The 15,295-nt window shown below is 73.6% G+C and carries 14 protein-coding genes; 6 read left to right on the top strand and 8 right to left on the bottom strand.

All coding sequences use genetic code 11. The features are described from left to right. Window positions 1–2 precede the first annotated feature (2 nt). Window positions 3–1,469: a Fe-S cluster assembly protein SufB gene (gene sufB / locus ABD665_RS07570; RefSeq protein ID WP_344741656.1), complete on the bottom strand. Its 1,467-nt coding sequence runs from the start codon at window positions 1,467–1,469 to the stop codon at window positions 3–5. Continuing rightward, window positions 1,466–2,314: a helix-turn-helix transcriptional regulator gene (locus tag ABD665_RS07575; protein ID WP_425562118.1), complete on the bottom strand. Its 849-nt coding sequence runs from the start codon at window positions 2,312–2,314 to the stop codon at window positions 1,466–1,468. The genes sufB and ABD665_RS07575 overlap by 4 nt, the downstream gene beginning before the upstream one ends. 165 nt (window positions 2,315–2,479) lie before the next feature. Between ABD665_RS07575 and ABD665_RS07580 the strand changes: the two genes are divergently transcribed. Both ABD665_RS07580 and ABD665_RS07585 read left to right on the top strand, forming a co-directional pair. Continuing rightward, complete coding sequence (locus tag ABD665_RS07580; RefSeq protein WP_204911518.1) at window positions 2,480–2,830, top strand: YciI family protein; 351 nt, start codon at window positions 2,480–2,482, stop codon at window positions 2,828–2,830. 15 nt (window positions 2,831–2,845) lie between these two features. Then, the gene (locus ABD665_RS07585; protein ID WP_204911517.1) at window positions 2,846–4,099 is read left to right on the top strand and encodes a sigma-70 family RNA polymerase sigma factor; all 1,254 of its coding nucleotides are present in this window, start codon (window positions 2,846–2,848) and stop codon (window positions 4,097–4,099) included. A 39-nt stretch (window positions 4,100–4,138) separates the two neighbouring features. Here ABD665_RS07585 and ABD665_RS07590 read toward each other — a convergent pair whose 3' ends face one another. Both ABD665_RS07590 and ABD665_RS07595 read right to left on the bottom strand, forming a co-directional pair. After that, window positions 4,139–6,550: a GH92 family glycosyl hydrolase gene (locus tag ABD665_RS07590; RefSeq protein WP_344741660.1), complete on the bottom strand. Its 2,412-nt coding sequence runs from the start codon at window positions 6,548–6,550 to the stop codon at window positions 4,139–4,141. 103 nt (window positions 6,551–6,653) lie between these two features. Then, window positions 6,654–7,733 (bottom strand): ATP-dependent DNA ligase, encoded by a 1,080-nt coding sequence (locus ABD665_RS07595; protein ID WP_204911516.1) that lies wholly within the window; start codon window positions 7,731–7,733, stop codon window positions 6,654–6,656. Window positions 7,734–7,830: 97 nt separating this feature from the next. Between ABD665_RS07595 and ABD665_RS07600 the strand changes: the two genes are divergently transcribed. Genes ABD665_RS07600 through ABD665_RS07610 form a run of 3 tightly spaced genes read left to right on the top strand, consistent with a single transcriptional unit; the run spans window position 7,831 to window position 10,308 of the window. Then, on the top strand, window positions 7,831–8,550 hold the full coding sequence (locus ABD665_RS07600) for an ABC transporter ATP-binding protein (RefSeq protein ID WP_204911515.1): 720 nt from the start codon (window positions 7,831–7,833) through the stop codon (window positions 8,548–8,550). Next, window positions 8,547–9,326, top strand: coding sequence for an ABC transporter permease (locus tag ABD665_RS07605; protein ID WP_204911514.1), 780 nt, complete (start codon window positions 8,547–8,549; stop codon window positions 9,324–9,326). The genes ABD665_RS07600 and ABD665_RS07605 overlap by 4 nt, the downstream gene beginning before the upstream one ends. A gap of 22 nt (window positions 9,327–9,348) precedes the next feature. Continuing rightward, window positions 9,349–10,308 (top strand): COX15/CtaA family protein, encoded by a 960-nt coding sequence (locus tag ABD665_RS07610; protein ID WP_344741664.1) that lies wholly within the window; start codon window positions 9,349–9,351, stop codon window positions 10,306–10,308. 21 nt (window positions 10,309–10,329) lie between these two features. Here ABD665_RS07610 and ABD665_RS07615 read toward each other — a convergent pair whose 3' ends face one another. Together ABD665_RS07615 and ABD665_RS07620 are read right to left on the bottom strand one after the other, a co-directional pair. After that, complete coding sequence (locus ABD665_RS07615; protein WP_204911513.1) at window positions 10,330–11,166, bottom strand: DUF1206 domain-containing protein; 837 nt, start codon at window positions 11,164–11,166, stop codon at window positions 10,330–10,332. Between the two features lie 9 nt (window positions 11,167–11,175). Continuing rightward, window positions 11,176–11,787 (bottom strand): antibiotic biosynthesis monooxygenase, encoded by a 612-nt coding sequence (locus tag ABD665_RS07620; RefSeq protein ID WP_204911512.1) that lies wholly within the window; start codon window positions 11,785–11,787, stop codon window positions 11,176–11,178. Between the two features lie 210 nt (window positions 11,788–11,997). On the opposite strand from ABD665_RS07620, the gene ABD665_RS07625 reads away from it, so the two are divergent. Next, complete coding sequence (locus tag ABD665_RS07625) at window positions 11,998–13,521, top strand: DEAD/DEAH box helicase (protein WP_204911511.1); 1,524 nt, start codon at window positions 11,998–12,000, stop codon at window positions 13,519–13,521. A 66-nt stretch (window positions 13,522–13,587) separates the two neighbouring features. Here ABD665_RS07625 and ABD665_RS07630 read toward each other — a convergent pair whose 3' ends face one another. Continuing rightward, window positions 13,588–14,106, bottom strand: a complete 519-nt coding sequence (locus ABD665_RS07630) for a 2'-5' RNA ligase family protein (RefSeq protein ID WP_204911510.1) — start codon at window positions 14,104–14,106, stop codon at window positions 13,588–13,590. A gap of 57 nt (window positions 14,107–14,163) precedes the next feature. Beyond that, window positions 14,164–15,114: a heme o synthase gene (locus ABD665_RS07635; protein WP_425562133.1), complete on the bottom strand. Its 951-nt coding sequence runs from the start codon at window positions 15,112–15,114 to the stop codon at window positions 14,164–14,166. Window positions 15,115–15,295 lie beyond the last annotated feature (181 nt).

The following is a 15,295-nucleotide window of genomic DNA, read 5'->3' on the forward strand; positions in this document are numbered from 1 at the left end:
GGTCAGCCGACCGCGCCCTCCATCTGCAGCTCGATGAGCCGGTTGAGCTCGAGGGCGTACTCCATGGGGAGCTCCCGGGCGATCGGCTCGACGAACCCGCGCACGATCATGGCCATCGCCTCGTCCTCGCCCATGCCCCGGCTCATCAGGTAGAAGAGCTGGTCGTCGCTGACCTTCGAGACCGTGGCCTCGTGCGCCATCGACACGTCGTCCTCCCGGACGTCGACGTAGGGGTAGGTGTCCGAGCGGCTGATGTTGTCCACCAGCAGCGCGTCGCACTTCACGATCGACGCCGAGTGGTGCGCGCCGTCCTGGACCTGCACGAGGCCGCGGTAGGACGTGCGGCCACCGCCGCGGGCGACGGACTTCGAGATGATCGAGCTCGACGTGTACGGCGCGCAGTGGACCATCTTGGAGCCGGCGTCCTGGTGCTGGCCCTCGCCCGCGAAGGCGATCGACAGCGTCTCGCCACGGGCGTGCTCGCCCATCAGGTAGACGGCCGGGTACTTCATCGTGACCTTGGAGCCGATGTTGCCGTCGATCCACTCCATCGTCGCGCCCTCCTCGCAGGTGGCGCGCTTGGTGACGAGGTTGTACACGTTGTTCGACCAGTTCTGGATGGTCGTGTAGCGGCAGCGCGCGCCCTTCTTGACCACGATCTCGACGACCGCGCTGTGCAGCGAGTCGGACGAGTAGATCGGGGCGGTGCAGCCCTCGACGTAGTGCACGTACGCGCCCTCGTCGACGATGATCAGCGTGCGCTCGAACTGGCCCATGTTCTCGGTGTTGATCCGGAAGTAGGCCTGCAGCGGGATCTCGACGTGCACGCCCTTGGGGACGTAGATGAACGAGCCGCCCGACCAGACGGCCGAGTTGAGCGCGGAGAACTTGTTGTCGCCGACCGGGATGACCGTCGCGAAGTACTCCTGGAAGAGCTCCGGGTACTCCTTCAGCGCGGTGTCCGTGTCGAGGAAGATGACGCCCTGCTTCTCGAGCTCCTCGTTGATCTTGTGGTAGACCACCTCGGACTCGTACTGCGCGGCCACGCCGGACACGAGGCGCGCCTTCTCCGCCTCGGGGATGCCGAGCTTGTCGTACGTGTTCTTGATGTCGGCGGGCAGGTCGTCCCAGGTCGCCGCCTGCTTCTCCGTCGAGCGCACGAAGTACTTGATGTTGTCGAAGTCGATGTCGTTCAGCTCCGCGCCCCAGGCCGGCATCGGCTTGCGGTCGAAGAGCTTGAGGCCCTTGAGGCGGAGGTCGAGCATCCACTGCGGCTCGCTCTTGAGCGCGGAGATGTTCTCCACGACGGCGGTGCTCAGACCGCGCTTGGCGATCGAGCCGGCGGCGTCGGAGTCGGACCAGCCGAAGCGGTAGCGACCGAGGGCGTCGAGGTGCTCGTCCTGGCTCTGGCCGGTGCCAGGAGCCACCGGGGCGGTGGTGGTGGCGGTCTCGTCAAGGATGTCGGTCATGTCGCGTGCTCCTCGTGGTCGGGGCCATGCATAAGTGCGTGCGTCTTCAGGTTCAAGCCGACGGCGGGACCGGATGTTCCGGTCGTCGCCTGTGATGTCGGCCCGGCTGCCCGTGGTGGCGGAGCCGGTGGTGGTGGAGCCGGCGGTGCGGCCGTCTGTGTGCTTCGGGGGATGTGGGTCGTGCAGACGCCGTCCCCGTGCGCGATCGTCGCCAGGCGCTGGACGTGGACCCCGAGCTGGCGCGAGAACGCCTCGGTCTCCGCGTCGCACAGCTGCGGGAAGCGCTCGGCCACGTGCGCGACCGGGCAGTGGTGCTGGCACAGCTGCTCGCCAGCTCCGGCGGGCCGCAGCGAGGCCGCGTAGCCCTCGGCGGACAGCGTCCGCGCCAGCGTCTGCGTGGCCGACTCGGTCGGCTCCGCCGTGCTGAGCGCCTCGCGGTAGTGCTCCTCGAGGGGAGCGAGCCGGGCCTGGGCGAAGCGGTCCACCGCGTCCGCCCCGACCGTCGACGCCAGGAACTCCAGCGCCTGCACGGCGAGGTCGTCGTAGCCGGCGGTGAAGGTGCCGCGGCCGACGTCGGTGAGGACGAAGACGCGGGCCGGGCGACCGCGGCCGCGGGTCCCGTAGACCCGCTGCTCGCGCGAGGTCAGCAGGCCCTGCTCGGCCAGGCTGTCGAGGTGGCGCCGGACGCCCGCGGCCGTCAGGCCGAGACGGGTCGCCAGCTCGGCCGCCGTGGACGGACCGTGCTCGAGGATCGAACGGGCGACGCGCTGCCGCGTCGGGGCGTTCGGGTCGACGTCCGACTGGCTGCCGGACACCTCCCGGGTCGCCTGATCCGCTGAATACACAATGCCAGTGTGCTCTTATTCGGCAGGTGATCAAGCGAGGCGAGCCTTACCCCGCCCCGGGGCCTCGTGCCGGAGGCGACCTGGTCGTAGTGTCCGATCAGGCACCCCCCGTTCGTCCTGTGGGTAGACCGGGCGACGGGCCCGGCAGGATCCCAGGAGGAACGCATGACCCAGTACGCGCTGCTGATCTACGGCCGGGACGTCGACTGGTCCCAGCCGGAGTACGCGACGGAGATGAAGGACTACGACACCTTCGGCCGCGAGAACGGCGCCTCGTTCCGCGGCGGTGCCGCCCTGCACCCCACGAGCACGGCCACGACCGTCCGGGTCACGGGGGCGCGCGGCGGCGACGTGGTGACCACGGACGGGCCCTACGCGGAGACCAAGGAGGCCCTGACCGGCTTCTACCTCGTCGAGGCGGCCGACCTCGACGGCGCCCTCAAGATCGCGCAGGAGTGCCCCGGCGCCTGGGACGGCGGGGTCGAGGTGCGCCCGGTGCTCGAGCTCGGTGCCTGAGCGAGCCGAACCGGCGTGAGGGGCACGGGCGAGCAGGTCGCCGAGGTGGTGCGGCTCGAGGGGGCCAGGGTCCTGGCCGTCCTCGTGCGCCACCTCGGCGACTGGTCGCTCGCCGAGGAGGCCGTGCAGGAGGCGGCCCTCGCCGCGCTCCAGACCTGGCCGGAGCGAGGCGTGCCGGACGAGCCGCGGGCCTGGCTGACCGTCACGGCCAGGCGCAAGGCGATCGACCTGCTGCGACGCGAGCGGGCGCGCGGCGACAAGGAGCGGGCCTCGGTGGCGCTGGCCGCGCTGTCCCGGCCCGAGCCGCCGGAGGGCGACGAGGAGGAGGCCGTGGACGACGACCTGCTGCGGCTGGTCTTCACCTGCTGCCACCCCAGCCTGGCGCCCGAGGCGCGGCTGGCGCTCACGCTGAAGACGCTCTGCCAGCTCACGGTGGCCGAGGTCGCGGAGGCGCTGCTGACCACCGAGACGGCGATGGCCCGCCGGCTCACCCGCACCAAGCACAAGATCGCGGCGGCCCGGATCCCCTACCGGACGCCGGGCGCCGCCGAGCTGCCCGAGCGGCTGACGAGCGTCTGCAGCGTGGTCCACGCGATGTACACCGCCGGGCACGCGCCCCACGGCGGGGAGCTCGTGGTGGCGACCGACCTGTGCGCCGAGGCGGTCCGGCTGGCCCGCCAGCTGGTCCGCCTGATGCCCGGCGAGGCGGGCCCCGCCGCCGTGCTGGCCCTCCTGCTGCTCACCGAGGCCCGCCGTCCGGCCCGGGTCGACGCGGTCGGCGACCCGGTGCTGCTGGCCGACCAGGACCGCAGCCGCTGGGACGCCCGCCTGGTGGCGGAGGGCACCGCGCTGCTCAGCACGAGCCTGCGCCGCAGCGACGGCATCGCCGACCCGTTCCAGCTGCAGGCGGCCGTCGCTCTGGAGCACGACCGGGCGCCGAGCTACGCCGGCACGGACTGGACCGAGGTCGTCCGGCTCTACGACCTGCTGGTCTCGGTGGCGCCCAGCGCTCCCGCCCGGCTCGCGCGCGGCGTCGCCGTCGCCGAGCGCGACGGACCCGAGGCCGGGCTGCGCGCGGTCGCCGACCTCCCGGCTGACGTACGCGTCCGCGGGGTCCGCAGCGAGCTCCTGGCCCGCTGCGGGCGCTACGGCGAGGCCCTCGCCGCCCTCGAGCCCCGACCCGGTGACGTCCTCACCGAGCCGGAGCGGCGGTTCCGCGACGCCCGCCGCCGGACCTGGACCGAGCAGGTCCGGTCGGGCGGCACCTGACGGTGCCGCCTCGCCGGACGTCCAGGCCGAGCGGTCGCCTCAGCGGTCCTGCGGGACGTCCTGGGGGCTCGAGCCCCAGTCGCGGTCGGGCTTGCTCCCGACCCTGATCTCGAGCTTCCCGCCGCGGTTCAGCAGGGACGCGGGGGCCCAGGAGCGGGTCCAGGTGCGACCGTCCAGCTCGGCGCCGCGGACGTAGACGGCCTTCGCCGAGGCACCGGGAGCGGTCACCGTGGTGGTGGGTCCCCCGGCGCGCTTGATCCAGACCTTGCGGAAGGTGGGGCTCGACAGCAGCATCTCGCCGCGGCTGGGGGTCTGCGGGTACATCCCGAGGGCGCCCCAGACGTACCAGGCCGACATGGTCCCGAGGTCGTCGTTGCCCGGCAGCCCGGTCGGCCCGGTGCCGTAGACCAGGTCCATGTAGGTCCGGACGGTCTCCTGGGTCTTCCACGGCCGGCCGAGCGCGTTGTAGAGCCAGGGGACGTGGATGCCCGGCTCGTTGGTCGGGTCGTAGCCGTCCGGGGTCGGCGTCACGGCCCAGGACCCGTCGTCGGCGCGGAAGAAGTCGTCGAGCCGCGCCGCGGCCACCTTGTCCCCGCCCATCAGGGCGGACAGCCGGTGCACGTCGTGCTGGACCATCCAGGTGTAGGTCGCCGAGGTCCCCTGGGCGAACCCGACCCCGTCCGCCAGGTCGAAGGGCTCCGACCAGGAGCCGTCCGCGAGCCGGGGCTGCTGGTAGCCGGCGTCCGGGGTGGCCTCCGGGTTGAAGGTGTTCTGCCAGTAGCCGGCGCGGGCCGTGAACAGCCGCGCCTCGTCGTCCCGGCCGAGCTTCTTCGCCCACTGGGCGAGGGCGTAGTCGGCGGTGGAGTCCTCGAGGGTCTCGCCCGCACCGCCCCAGCAGTGGCACTCGTCCTGGGGTGCGTAGTGCAGCCGCTCGTACGCCGCCAGGTTGGGCCGCATCCCGGCGCACTGACCCGGGCACCCGTAGTCCGACAGCCCGGCCGGGTTCGGCACGGTGGCCTGCCGCACCAGCGAGTCGAAGGCCGCGTCGACATCGAAGTTGCGCACGCCGAGGGCGTACAGCCCGGCCACCGTGACGGCAGCGGGGTCGCCGGCCATCACCCGCGTCGGGCTGTTGACCTGCAGCCACCGGTCCCAGACCCCGCCGTTCTGACGCGAGGCGTTGAGCATCGACTGGGCGAAGTCCCCCGCGATCCCGGGCTCCAGCAGGGCCAGCAGCTGGGTGTGCGCGCGGTACTGGTCCCAGCCGGAGAAGTTGCCGTACTGGGCCCCCTGGCCCGGGGCGAGCCGGTGGACCTGCTGGTCCGGCCCGCGGTAGGTGCCGGCGACGTCGCTGTTCACGTTCGGCTGCAGGAAGGCGTGGTACATCGCGGTGTAGAAGGTGGTGAGCGTGTCGCGACGACCGCCGGCGACGTCGATCCGCCGCAGCTGCGCGTTCCAGACCTTCCGACCCGCGGCGGCGGTCTTCTTCACCGTGTCGCCGGGGCGCAGCTCGGCGGCGAGGTTGGCCTCGGCCGCCTCGCCGCTCGTGTACGACAGCCCGATCCGCATGGTCACCGGCTGGTCGGAGGTCGTGGCGAAGCCGACGTAGCCGCCCGAGCCCCGGCCGGCGCGGGCCGCCCCGGTCTCGTAGCCCTCGCCGCCGCTGGCCGTCGTCGTGCCGGGCCGGACGGTGCCGTCGACCCAGGTGCCGGTGCGGACGAAGGCCTGGTCGAAGTGGGCGGTGAAGAAAAGCCGGTAGGAGGAGAACTTGTTGCTGCCCCCGCCGTTCGCGCGCCGGCCGCAGAAGCCGCCGGTGAGGACGGAGCCGGAGACGGTGCGGGTCGCCGGGTCGATCGTGACGTCGGCGTCCTCGCTGCCGTTCAGGGAGTTCGAGGTGCGGAAGAGCAGGTTCGCGGTCGATCCGCGGGGGAAGGCGACGGTGCCGATACCGGCCCGCGTGGTGGCCGCGAAGTCGGTCTTCACCCCGTTGGCCAGCCCCAGGCGGTAACGGCCGGGCTCGGCCACCTCGTCGGCGTGGCTGAAGTCGCTGGCGTAGACCTCGTCCTTGGTGTCCGCGCTCGGCGAGGTCGCGACGTCGCCCACGTGCGGGAAGATCGGGACGTCACCGGCGGCCCCGGGGAAGCAGCCCGCTCCGTTGACGTGGGTGAGCGAGAAGCCCCGGATCCGGGTGGTGTCGTAGGCGTAGCCGTTCGAGGCCCCGGTCCCGGTCTGGTCTCCTTGGGTCGAGGTCGGCGACCAGGAGAGCATCCCGAACGGCCGGACGGCCCCGGGGTAGGTGTTGCCCCCGTTGGCCGTGCCGATCAGCGGGTCGACGTAGCGCACCACGTCCTTGTGCGGCTTGAGCGACGCGGCGTCCACCGGCAACGCCCCCAGGGGGCCGACCAGCCCCACGGTCAGGATCCCGGCCAGCACCCAGCGTCGCATCGACATCGATTCGTTCCCCTCGACCCCCGCGCCGACCGGCGCGGACCCGCATTGTGCGCACAGGCCACTGACAGGTCGACGAACAGGTGGTGAACGGGGCGCGCGGGCCTCAGCCGCCCGACGGGGCCCGCAGCACGTCGGCGAGGTCGTAGCTCACGACCTCCTCGAGCTGCTCGTACGTGCACGAGCGCGGGTCGCGGTCCGGGCGCCACCGGTTGAACTGCGCGGTGTGACGGAACCGCTCGCCCTCCATGTGCTCGTAGCGGACCTCGACGACGAGGTCGGGACGCAGCGGGGTGAAGGACAGGTCCTTGCCGTTGTTCCAGCGGCTGTAGGCCGAGCTCTGCGGCGTACGGGCGCCCTCCTCCTGCTTGGCCCAGGCCCAGGGGTGGTCGTCGAAGGTCGTGACCAGCGGCTGCAGCTCCGCGAAGAGCTCCTTGCGGCGGGCGGCGGGGAACGCGCCGATCACGCCGACCGAGACGAGCGAGCCCGCGTCGTCGTACAGGCCGAGCAGCAGCGAGCCGATGCTGTCGGGCCCGCTCTTGTGCACCCGGTAGCCGGCCACGACGCAGTCCGCCGTCCGCTCGTGCTTGATCTTGAACATCACGCGCTTGTCCGGGGAGTAGCGCAGGCCGTTCGGCTTGGCCACCACCCCGTCCAGGCCCGCGCCCTCGAACTGGGTGAACCACCGCGTCGCCACTGCGGCGTCGTCCGTCACCCGGGTCAGGTGGATCGGCGCGCGCGCGTGCGCCAGCGCCTCCTCGAGCGCGGCCCGGCGTTCCGCGAACGGGCGCGGCGTCCAGTCCTCGTCGCCGAGGGCGAGCAGGTCGAAGGCCACGAAGCTCGCGGGCGTCTCCGCGGCGAGGCGGTTCACGCGGCTGACGGCCGGGTGGATGCGCTGCTGCAGGGTCTCGAACTCCAGCCGCTCGCCCGCCGGGTCGACGACGACGATCTCGCCGTCCAGCACCGCGCGCTCGGGGAAGTTCGCGCGGACCGCCTCGACGACCTCGGGGAAGTAGCGCGTCATCGGCTTGCCGTTGCGGCTGCCGATCTCGACGTCGTCCCCGTCGCGGAAGATGATCGAGCGGAACCCGTCCCACTTCGGCTCGTAGGTCAGGTCGCCGGTCGGGATGGTCTTGACCGCCTTCGCCAGCATCGGCGCGACCGGCGGCATCACAGGCAGGTCCATCCGAACATTGTGGGTGCCGCCCCGCCCACGACCGTGACGACCCTCACGCCGTCGTCCGGGGACGCTCCGGCGACGGTCCGCGACCTAGACTCCACCCGTGCCCAGCCCGACCCCGTCAGCGCTGGAGGTGCGGGACCTGACGGTCCGCCTCGGCGGGACGCCGGTGCTCGACGGGCTGAGCCTGACCGCCCGTACGGGTGCCCTCACCGCCCTGCTCGGACCCAACGGGGCCGGCAAGACCACCCTGCTGCGCTGCTGCACCGGCCTCGTGACGCCGGACGGCGGCGCGGTGCAGGTCCTCGGCCGCGCCCCCGGCTCGCCCGAGGTGACGGCCGCGGTCGGGCTGATGCCGCAGAGCACCGGCGCCTGGTCCGGGATCCGCGCCGGCGAGCTCCTGAACTACCTCGCCTCCCTGTACGCGCACCCGCTCGACGTGCCCGCGCTGATCGCGCGCCTCGGCATCGGCTCGTACGCCCGCACCCCCTACCGCCGGCTCTCGGGCGGGCAGCAGCAGGCCGTGAACCTCGCGGGCGCGCTCGTCGGTCGACCGGAGCTGGTGTTCCTGGACGAGCCGACGGCCGGCATGGACCCGCACGCGCGCCGCGCGACGTGGGACCTGCTGCGCGAGCTGCGGTCCGCCGGCGTCTCCGTGGTGCTGACCACCCACGCGATGGACGAGGCCGCGGCGCTCGCCGACCAGGTCTGGATGATCGACCGCGGCCGCGTCGCCGCGTCCGGGACCGTGGCAGAGCTGACCGCCGACGGCGAGAGCCTGGAGAGCGTGTTCCTGGCCCGCACGCACGGGGTGCTCGGATGAGCACCCCGAGCCTCGGCGCCACGCTCGACCTCAGCCCCGCCCCGGGTGCCGCCCCGGCCGGCCGGCGGGTCGTCCGGCACGCGCTGACCGAGGTGCGCCTGCTCGTCCGCAACGGCGAGCAGCTCCTGCTCGCCCTCGTCATCCCGCTCGCGATCCTCGTCCTGGCCGCCGCCACCCGCGGCCGGTTCGTCCCCCTCGCCTCGGCCGCCCCGTCGGTCCTCGGGCTGGCCGTCTGGTCGTCGGCGTTCACCTCCGTGGCGATCGCCACCGGCTTCGAGCGCCGCTACGGCGTGCTCGAGCGGCTCGCGGCCACCCCGCTCGGCCGCGGCGGGCTTCTCGCGGGCAAGGCGCTGGCCGTCGGCCTGGTGCTGCTCGGCCAGCTCGTCGTGCTGGTCGTCGCCGCCCTGCTGCTCGGCTGGCGACCCGCGTACACGGCCGGCTCGCTGCTCGCGAGCCTCGCCCTCGTGGTGCTCGCGGGCGTGACGTTCGTCGCCCTCGCGCTGCTGCTGGCCGGCCGGCTTCGCGCCGAGGCCACGCTCGCCGTGGCGAACCTGGTCTACGTCGTGCTGCTCGTCGCCGGCGGCCTGGTGATCGGCGTGTCCCGCTACCCCCGGGTGCTGCAGCCCGTCGTGGAGGCGCTGCCGACCGCTGCGCTGGGCGAGGGGCTGCGGGTCGCGGCGAGAGGAGCGGTACCCGGCTGGCCGTTCGGCGTGCTCGTCGTCTGGTTCGTCGTGGCCGGCCTGCTCGCCCGACGCACCTTCCGCTGGACCGCATGATGGACGCCATGAGGAGCCGACCGTGACCACGCAGACCCCGGTCCGACCGACCCCCGACGAGCGACCGGCCGCGCCGCCCTGGGCCCCGCTGCTGCGGGTCGTCACGGGGCCGGTGGCCCTCCGTCGCTGGGCCGTCGCCGCGCTCGCCATCAACATCCTCATCGTCGTCACCGGCGGGCTCGTCCGCCTGACGGCGTCCGGCCTCGGCTGCCCGACCTGGCCCCGCTGCAGCGAGAACTCCTTCGTCAGCCACCCCGAGCTCGGGGTGCACGGGGCGATCGAGTTCGGCAACCGGCTGCTGACCTTCGTGCTCGTGGCCGTCGTCGCCCTCACCTGGATCACGGCGCTGCGGTTCCGGGACGCGACCCGCGCCGACGTCCGCGACGGTCGCCGCCGGGACGTGCGCTGGCTCGCCGGCGGACTGCTGCTCGGCATCCCCGCCCAGATCGTCATCGGCGGGATCAGCGTGCTGACGCACCTCAACCCGTGGGTCGTCGGCCTCCACTTCGTCGTCTCCATGGCCCTGGTCGGGCTGGCCGTCGGCCTCGTCCGCTCCACCTGGGCCACGCCGGTCGTCCGGGTGGACCGGCAGGTCACCGTCGTCTTCGCCCGGGTCGCCTTCGCCGCCATGGTCGCGGCCGTCTGGCTCGGCACCGTCGTCACCGGCAGCGGACCCCACGCCGGCGACCTGAACGCTGTCCGCAACGGCCTCGACGGCGGTGTGGTCGCGCACGTGCACGCCGCCGCCGTCTGGGTCACCATCGCCTTCACGCTCGCGACGCTGGTCCTCTGCCGGAGCCGGGCCGTGGTCCTGCTCCTCGCGGTGGAGGTCCTGCAGGCCGTCCTCGGCCTCGCGCAGTACCACCTCGGCGTGCCCGTCGGGCTCGTCGCGCTGCACCTGCTCGGGGCGTCGATCTCGGTCGCCGCCGCGACGAACGTCCTGCTCGCCGTCCGGCGTCGTCGCGTCCCCGTCGCCGCCTGAGCGGCCGTACGGGCGGCTGACTCAGGTCTTCGGGTTGCGGGCCCAGACCAGGCAGAAGACGCCGAACGCCGCGAAGCCGAGGGCCAGCGCGGTCAGCAGGACCGCGCCCGCCGGCTGCGAACCCACGGTGTGGAGGGCCTCGTCGAGGCCGCCGGCCTTGTCGGCGTCGTAGCTCAAGGCGGCCCAGCCGAAGAGGCCCGCGACCACCGCGAGGGCCACCCCCTTGGCCACGTAGCCGACCGTGCCGAGCACCCGCACGGCGAGCGTCCGGTCGCCGCTCAGGTCCTCCGTGAACTTCTGCCGCACCCCGCGGACCACCTGGCTGACCGCGACGGCCAGCACCGCGGCGGCCACGAGCGCGACGAGCACCCGGCCGAGCGGCGCCTCCATCAGGCGCGAGGTCACGCCCTCCTCCTGGCCGCCCGACGAGCCGGCGCCGAGGACGAGCCGCAGGGCGCTGACGCCCAGCGCCAGGTAGACCAGGGCACGTCCGGCCGAGCTCAGCCGCTTGAGGGTCCGGCGCCGTTCGTCGTGCTGCTCGGCGACCCGGCCCTGGCCGAACGCCGCCTCCGCCGCCTGCCACACGGTCAGCGCGAACATCCCGACCGCGACGACCGCCAGCAGGACGGGGCCCGCCCCGGTCCGCGCCAGCGTCTTCAGCGCCCCCTGCTGCAAGGCGTCACCGCCTCCGCCCCAGGCGACGCGGAGCGCGAGCCAGGCGATCAGCAGGTGCACCGCGGCCCAGCAGACCAGCCCCGTGCGCACCAGCGCGCGGTAGCCGCGCGTCCCCCGCAGCCGCTGACCCTGCTGGCGGACCTCCGCCCCTGCGCCCGAGGCGCCGGCCCCCGCGTCGACCATCCGGTCACTCTAGGGTCGCGGGCCGCCCCGCGGACCCCCTTCGAGCCAGGGCCGCAGCCGGGCGGTGACGAACGGCAGCACCACGTACGTCATCACCGGCGTCAGGACGATCGTGGTGATCAGCACCCGCAGCGCCAGCGGCACCGCTCCCCACACGGGCAGCAGGGACACGAGCAGGGTGAAGACCAGGTTCGTGGGGAAGAAGCCGAGCCAGATGGTCACGGCCTGCTTCCACCGGGGCGGCGCCTGCCCGGCCGCCGGCGGCTCGTCGACGTCGAGCAGCGACGACGCCGGGACGTCGAACCAGCCCTCGATGCCCGTACGCCGCTCGACGCGCGCGTCGTGGACGAACTCCTCGCCGGTCCGCAGCCACCAGTGCCGTTCGGCCGACGACTCCCACGCGGCGAGGGAGCCGGCGTCGGCGAAGCGGTAGAGCGTGTACCAGAGCGACGACGACCCGCTCGCCCGCACCCAGCCCGAGCCGAGGTAGCCCGGCATCCGGCTGGCCAGGCTCGTGCCGGTCTGCACCCAGGCGAGCGCCTCCGCCTGCCGGTGCGCGTCCACCCGCCGCTCGATGGCGACGGTGATGGGCTCCTGGGACGTCTCGTGGTCGTGCTGCACACCCCCAGTGAAGCGCCGGCAGATGACGGCCGCGTGACTCCGGAGAGGTGGTTGCTGCTTCAACAGCACATCGACCCGCTATGATGAGGACATCAGCTTGCTTTCGCTCCTGCCGCAAGCAGTCCGTACGTCGTAGCCCACCGTGGCTCCGTGCGTGGCGCCTCCGAGAGACCTCGGCCGGTGTCGGCGGGACATCATGGACGGAACTCCTTGACCCAGCACGACTTCAGCACGCTCGGCGTGCCCGCTTCGCTCGTCGACGTCCTCGCGGCGCGCAGCATCACCGAACCCACCCCCATCCAGGCGGCCACGCTGCCCGACGCCCTCGCCGGGCGCGACGTGCTCGGCCGCGGCCGCACGGGCTCCGGCAAGACGTACGCGTTCCTGCTCCCCCTGGTCGCCCGCCTCTCCGCGACCTCGCCCCGTCGCCGCCCCGGTGCCCCGCGGGCGCTGATCCTGGCCCCGACGCGTGAGCTCGTCGGCCAGATCGAGGCGGCCCTCGCACCGCTCGCCGCCACCACCGGCCTCACCTCGCGCACGATCTTCGGCGGCGTCGGCCAGGGCCCGCAGGTCTCGGCGCTGCGTCGCGGCGTCGACATCGTCATCGCCTGCCCCGGGCGCCTCGAGGACCTGATCAAGCAGGGCCACGGCAACCTCGGCTCGGTCGAGATCACGATCATCGACGAGGCCGACCACATGGCCGACCTCGGCTTCCTCCCGGTCGTCCGCCGCCTGCTCGACCAGACCCCGCGCGACGGCCAGCGGCTCCTCTTCTCCGCGACGCTCGACGCGCAGGTCGACGTCCTCGTCCGCCGCTTCCTCACCAACGCGGTCGTGCACGAGGCCGACTCGGCGCAGTCGCCCGTCTCGACGATGACCCACCACGTGCTGCACGTCGAGCGCGACCAGCGCCTGCCGGTGCTCGTCGACCTGGCCAGCGCGCCGGGCCGCACGGTCGTCTTCACCCGCACCAAGCACGGCGCCAAGGCGCTGGCCCGCCAGCTCAACGCCAAGGGCATCCCGACGGTCGACCTGCACGGCAACCTGAGCCAGGGCGCCCGTACGCGCAACATGGACGCCTTCCACAGCGGCAAGGCGACCACGCTCGTGGCCACCGACATCGCCGCGCGGGGCATCCACGTCGACGACGTCGCGCTCGTCGTGCACGCCGACCCGCCGGTCGAGCACAAGGCGTACACGCACCGGTCCGGCCGGACCGCCCGTGCGGGCAGCGACGGCACCGTCGTGACCCTCGCGACCGCCGACCAGCTGCGCGAGGTGCGTTCGCTGACCAAGGCGGCCGGGATCAACCCGACCACCACGCGTCTGCAGGGCATGTCCGACCCGGTCCTCACCACCGTCGCCCCCGGCACGCGCGAGCTGCCCGGCGGCCTCGAGACCCCCGCCCCTTCGCAGGGCTCCGGCTCCGACGGCGGCGACTCCCGTCCCCGCAACGGCGGTGCCGGTCGGCGCCGTGGCGCGGGTTCCGGGACGGGCACCAAGGCCCCGGCGCAGGCCGACGGTCGTACGGGCTCGCGCGGCGGCGGTTCCGGTCGCGGTCGCGGCCAGGGCCCGGCCACCAAGTCGGGTCGCGGCCCGGCCCGCCCGGCCAACGGTCGTCGCCCCTCGGGCGGCGGCGGTGGCGGCAACTCCCTCGCCTACTCCACGAGCACCTCGGGCGGCGCGGCGACGGGCAGCCACTCGGCCGCCGGCTTCAGCACCGGTCGCCGCTGACCCCAGCCGTCCACCGGCTCAGGCCTGGTGACCCGGTCCGACGAACCGCTCCTCGGGGGCGGTTCGTCAGGCCAGGTCCCAGGCCTTCTTCACGTCCCCGTCCCAGCGCCGGCAGACCCGGCTCGTCGCGCTGACGTCGGGCACCGCGCCTAGAGTCCCAATCACCGCTCCGAGCTGGTCGACGGCGACCCGGCGGGCGACGGTGACGTGCGGGCTCCAGCGGCCCGCCGCGAAGTGGCTGTCGGCCTGCGTCCCGCAGAGCGTCGCGACGCGCGCCTGCAGGTCGAGCAGCGCAGCGCTGGCCACGACCTGACGCACGAGGACCACCTGGCCGCGCCGGGGCCCGAAGACCAGCAGGGACCCGAGCAGCAACGGCAGGTCCAGCCCGGCGACCACCGCCGGGAGCGTGGCGTCCACGTCGGCCGGGATCGCCGGGCCCGCCCAGAGCGTGACGTGCGGCCGGTGGGTGGGGCTCGGCACGATCCGCTGCTCGGTCGGCAGACCGGCCTCCGCCAGCCGCGCCCACTCCCCCAGCACGACCGCCTCGGACGCCTCGTCCAGCAGCAGCTCGACGGACTGGGTCACGGGGTCATCCTCGCTCGCGCACCCGCGCGAGGGCCTGCGGGAACGACCGCGCCGGCGTCAGCGCAGGAGCGGGTCCACCGCGGCGGCGACGAACACCAGCGCGAGGTACGAGTTCGACCAGTGGAAGAGCCGCATCGGCCGCAGGGCGGCGTCGGTGAGGCCGGCGCGGGCCCGGGCGTAGAGCTGCACGGCCTCCACGAGGAACACGAGCCCCGCGACGCCGGCGACCGAGGGGTAGAGCCACCCGGTGTGCGCGACCGGCCACAGGGCCAGGGAGACGGCGACGGTGACGACGCTGTAGATGAGGATCTGGCGCGCGACGACCGGGGCCGAGCGGACCACCGGCAGCATCGGGACCTGGGCGGCGGCGTAGTCCGCGCGGTAGCGGAACGCCAGCGCCCAGGTGTGCGGCGGCGTCCAGAAGAACACGATCGCGAACAGCACGAACGGGGCCAGCGCGATGTGCCCGGTGACGGCCGTCCAGCCGATCAGCGGGGGGAAGCAGCCGGCGATGCCGCCCCACACGATGTTCTGCGAGGTGCGGCGCTTGAGCAGGAGCGTGTAGACGAAGACGTAGAAGGCGTTGGCGCCGAGCGCGAGGAACGCCGACAGCCAGTTGACGCCGTACCCGAGGACGAGGGTCGCGGCGACGCCGAGGACCGCGCCGAACGCGGTCGCCGCGCGCGGACCGACCATGTGCCGCGGGAGCGCCCGACGACGCGTACGCCGCATCTGCTCGTCGATGTCACGGTCGAGCACGCAGTTGAAGACGTTCGCGCTCGCGGCCGCGAAGCAGCCACCCACCATCGTCAGCAGCACGAGGAGCAGGGGCGGCACGCCACCCGCGGCCAGGAACATGGCGGGCACCGTCGTGACGAGCAGCAGCTCGATGATGCGGGGCTTGGTGAGGTTGACGTACGCCGAGACGACGTCGCGGGCCGACACCGCGGTGCCGGTCCGTTCGTCCGTCGCTGTCCCACGGTCCGCCGCTGAGGCGTCGCCGGTCAGGTCCAGGGCGGTCACAGGCTGCACTCTCTCACGTCGGGCACCTCGGGCCCAGCGACGAGCGCGGGGCGCGCTGCGGCTGCGCGGGGGTGCGACCTCCAGGCTAGTGCGCGCCCGCCCGCGGACGGTCGTGGCGCCGCGTGACCCGCGTCCCACGACGCCCGGACGCACGCGTATGTGACGC

It is taken from the genome of Microlunatus spumicola (genome assembly GCF_039536445.1).
GTDB classification, from domain to species: Bacteria; Actinomycetota; Actinomycetes; order Propionibacteriales; family Propionibacteriaceae; genus Microlunatus; species Microlunatus spumicola.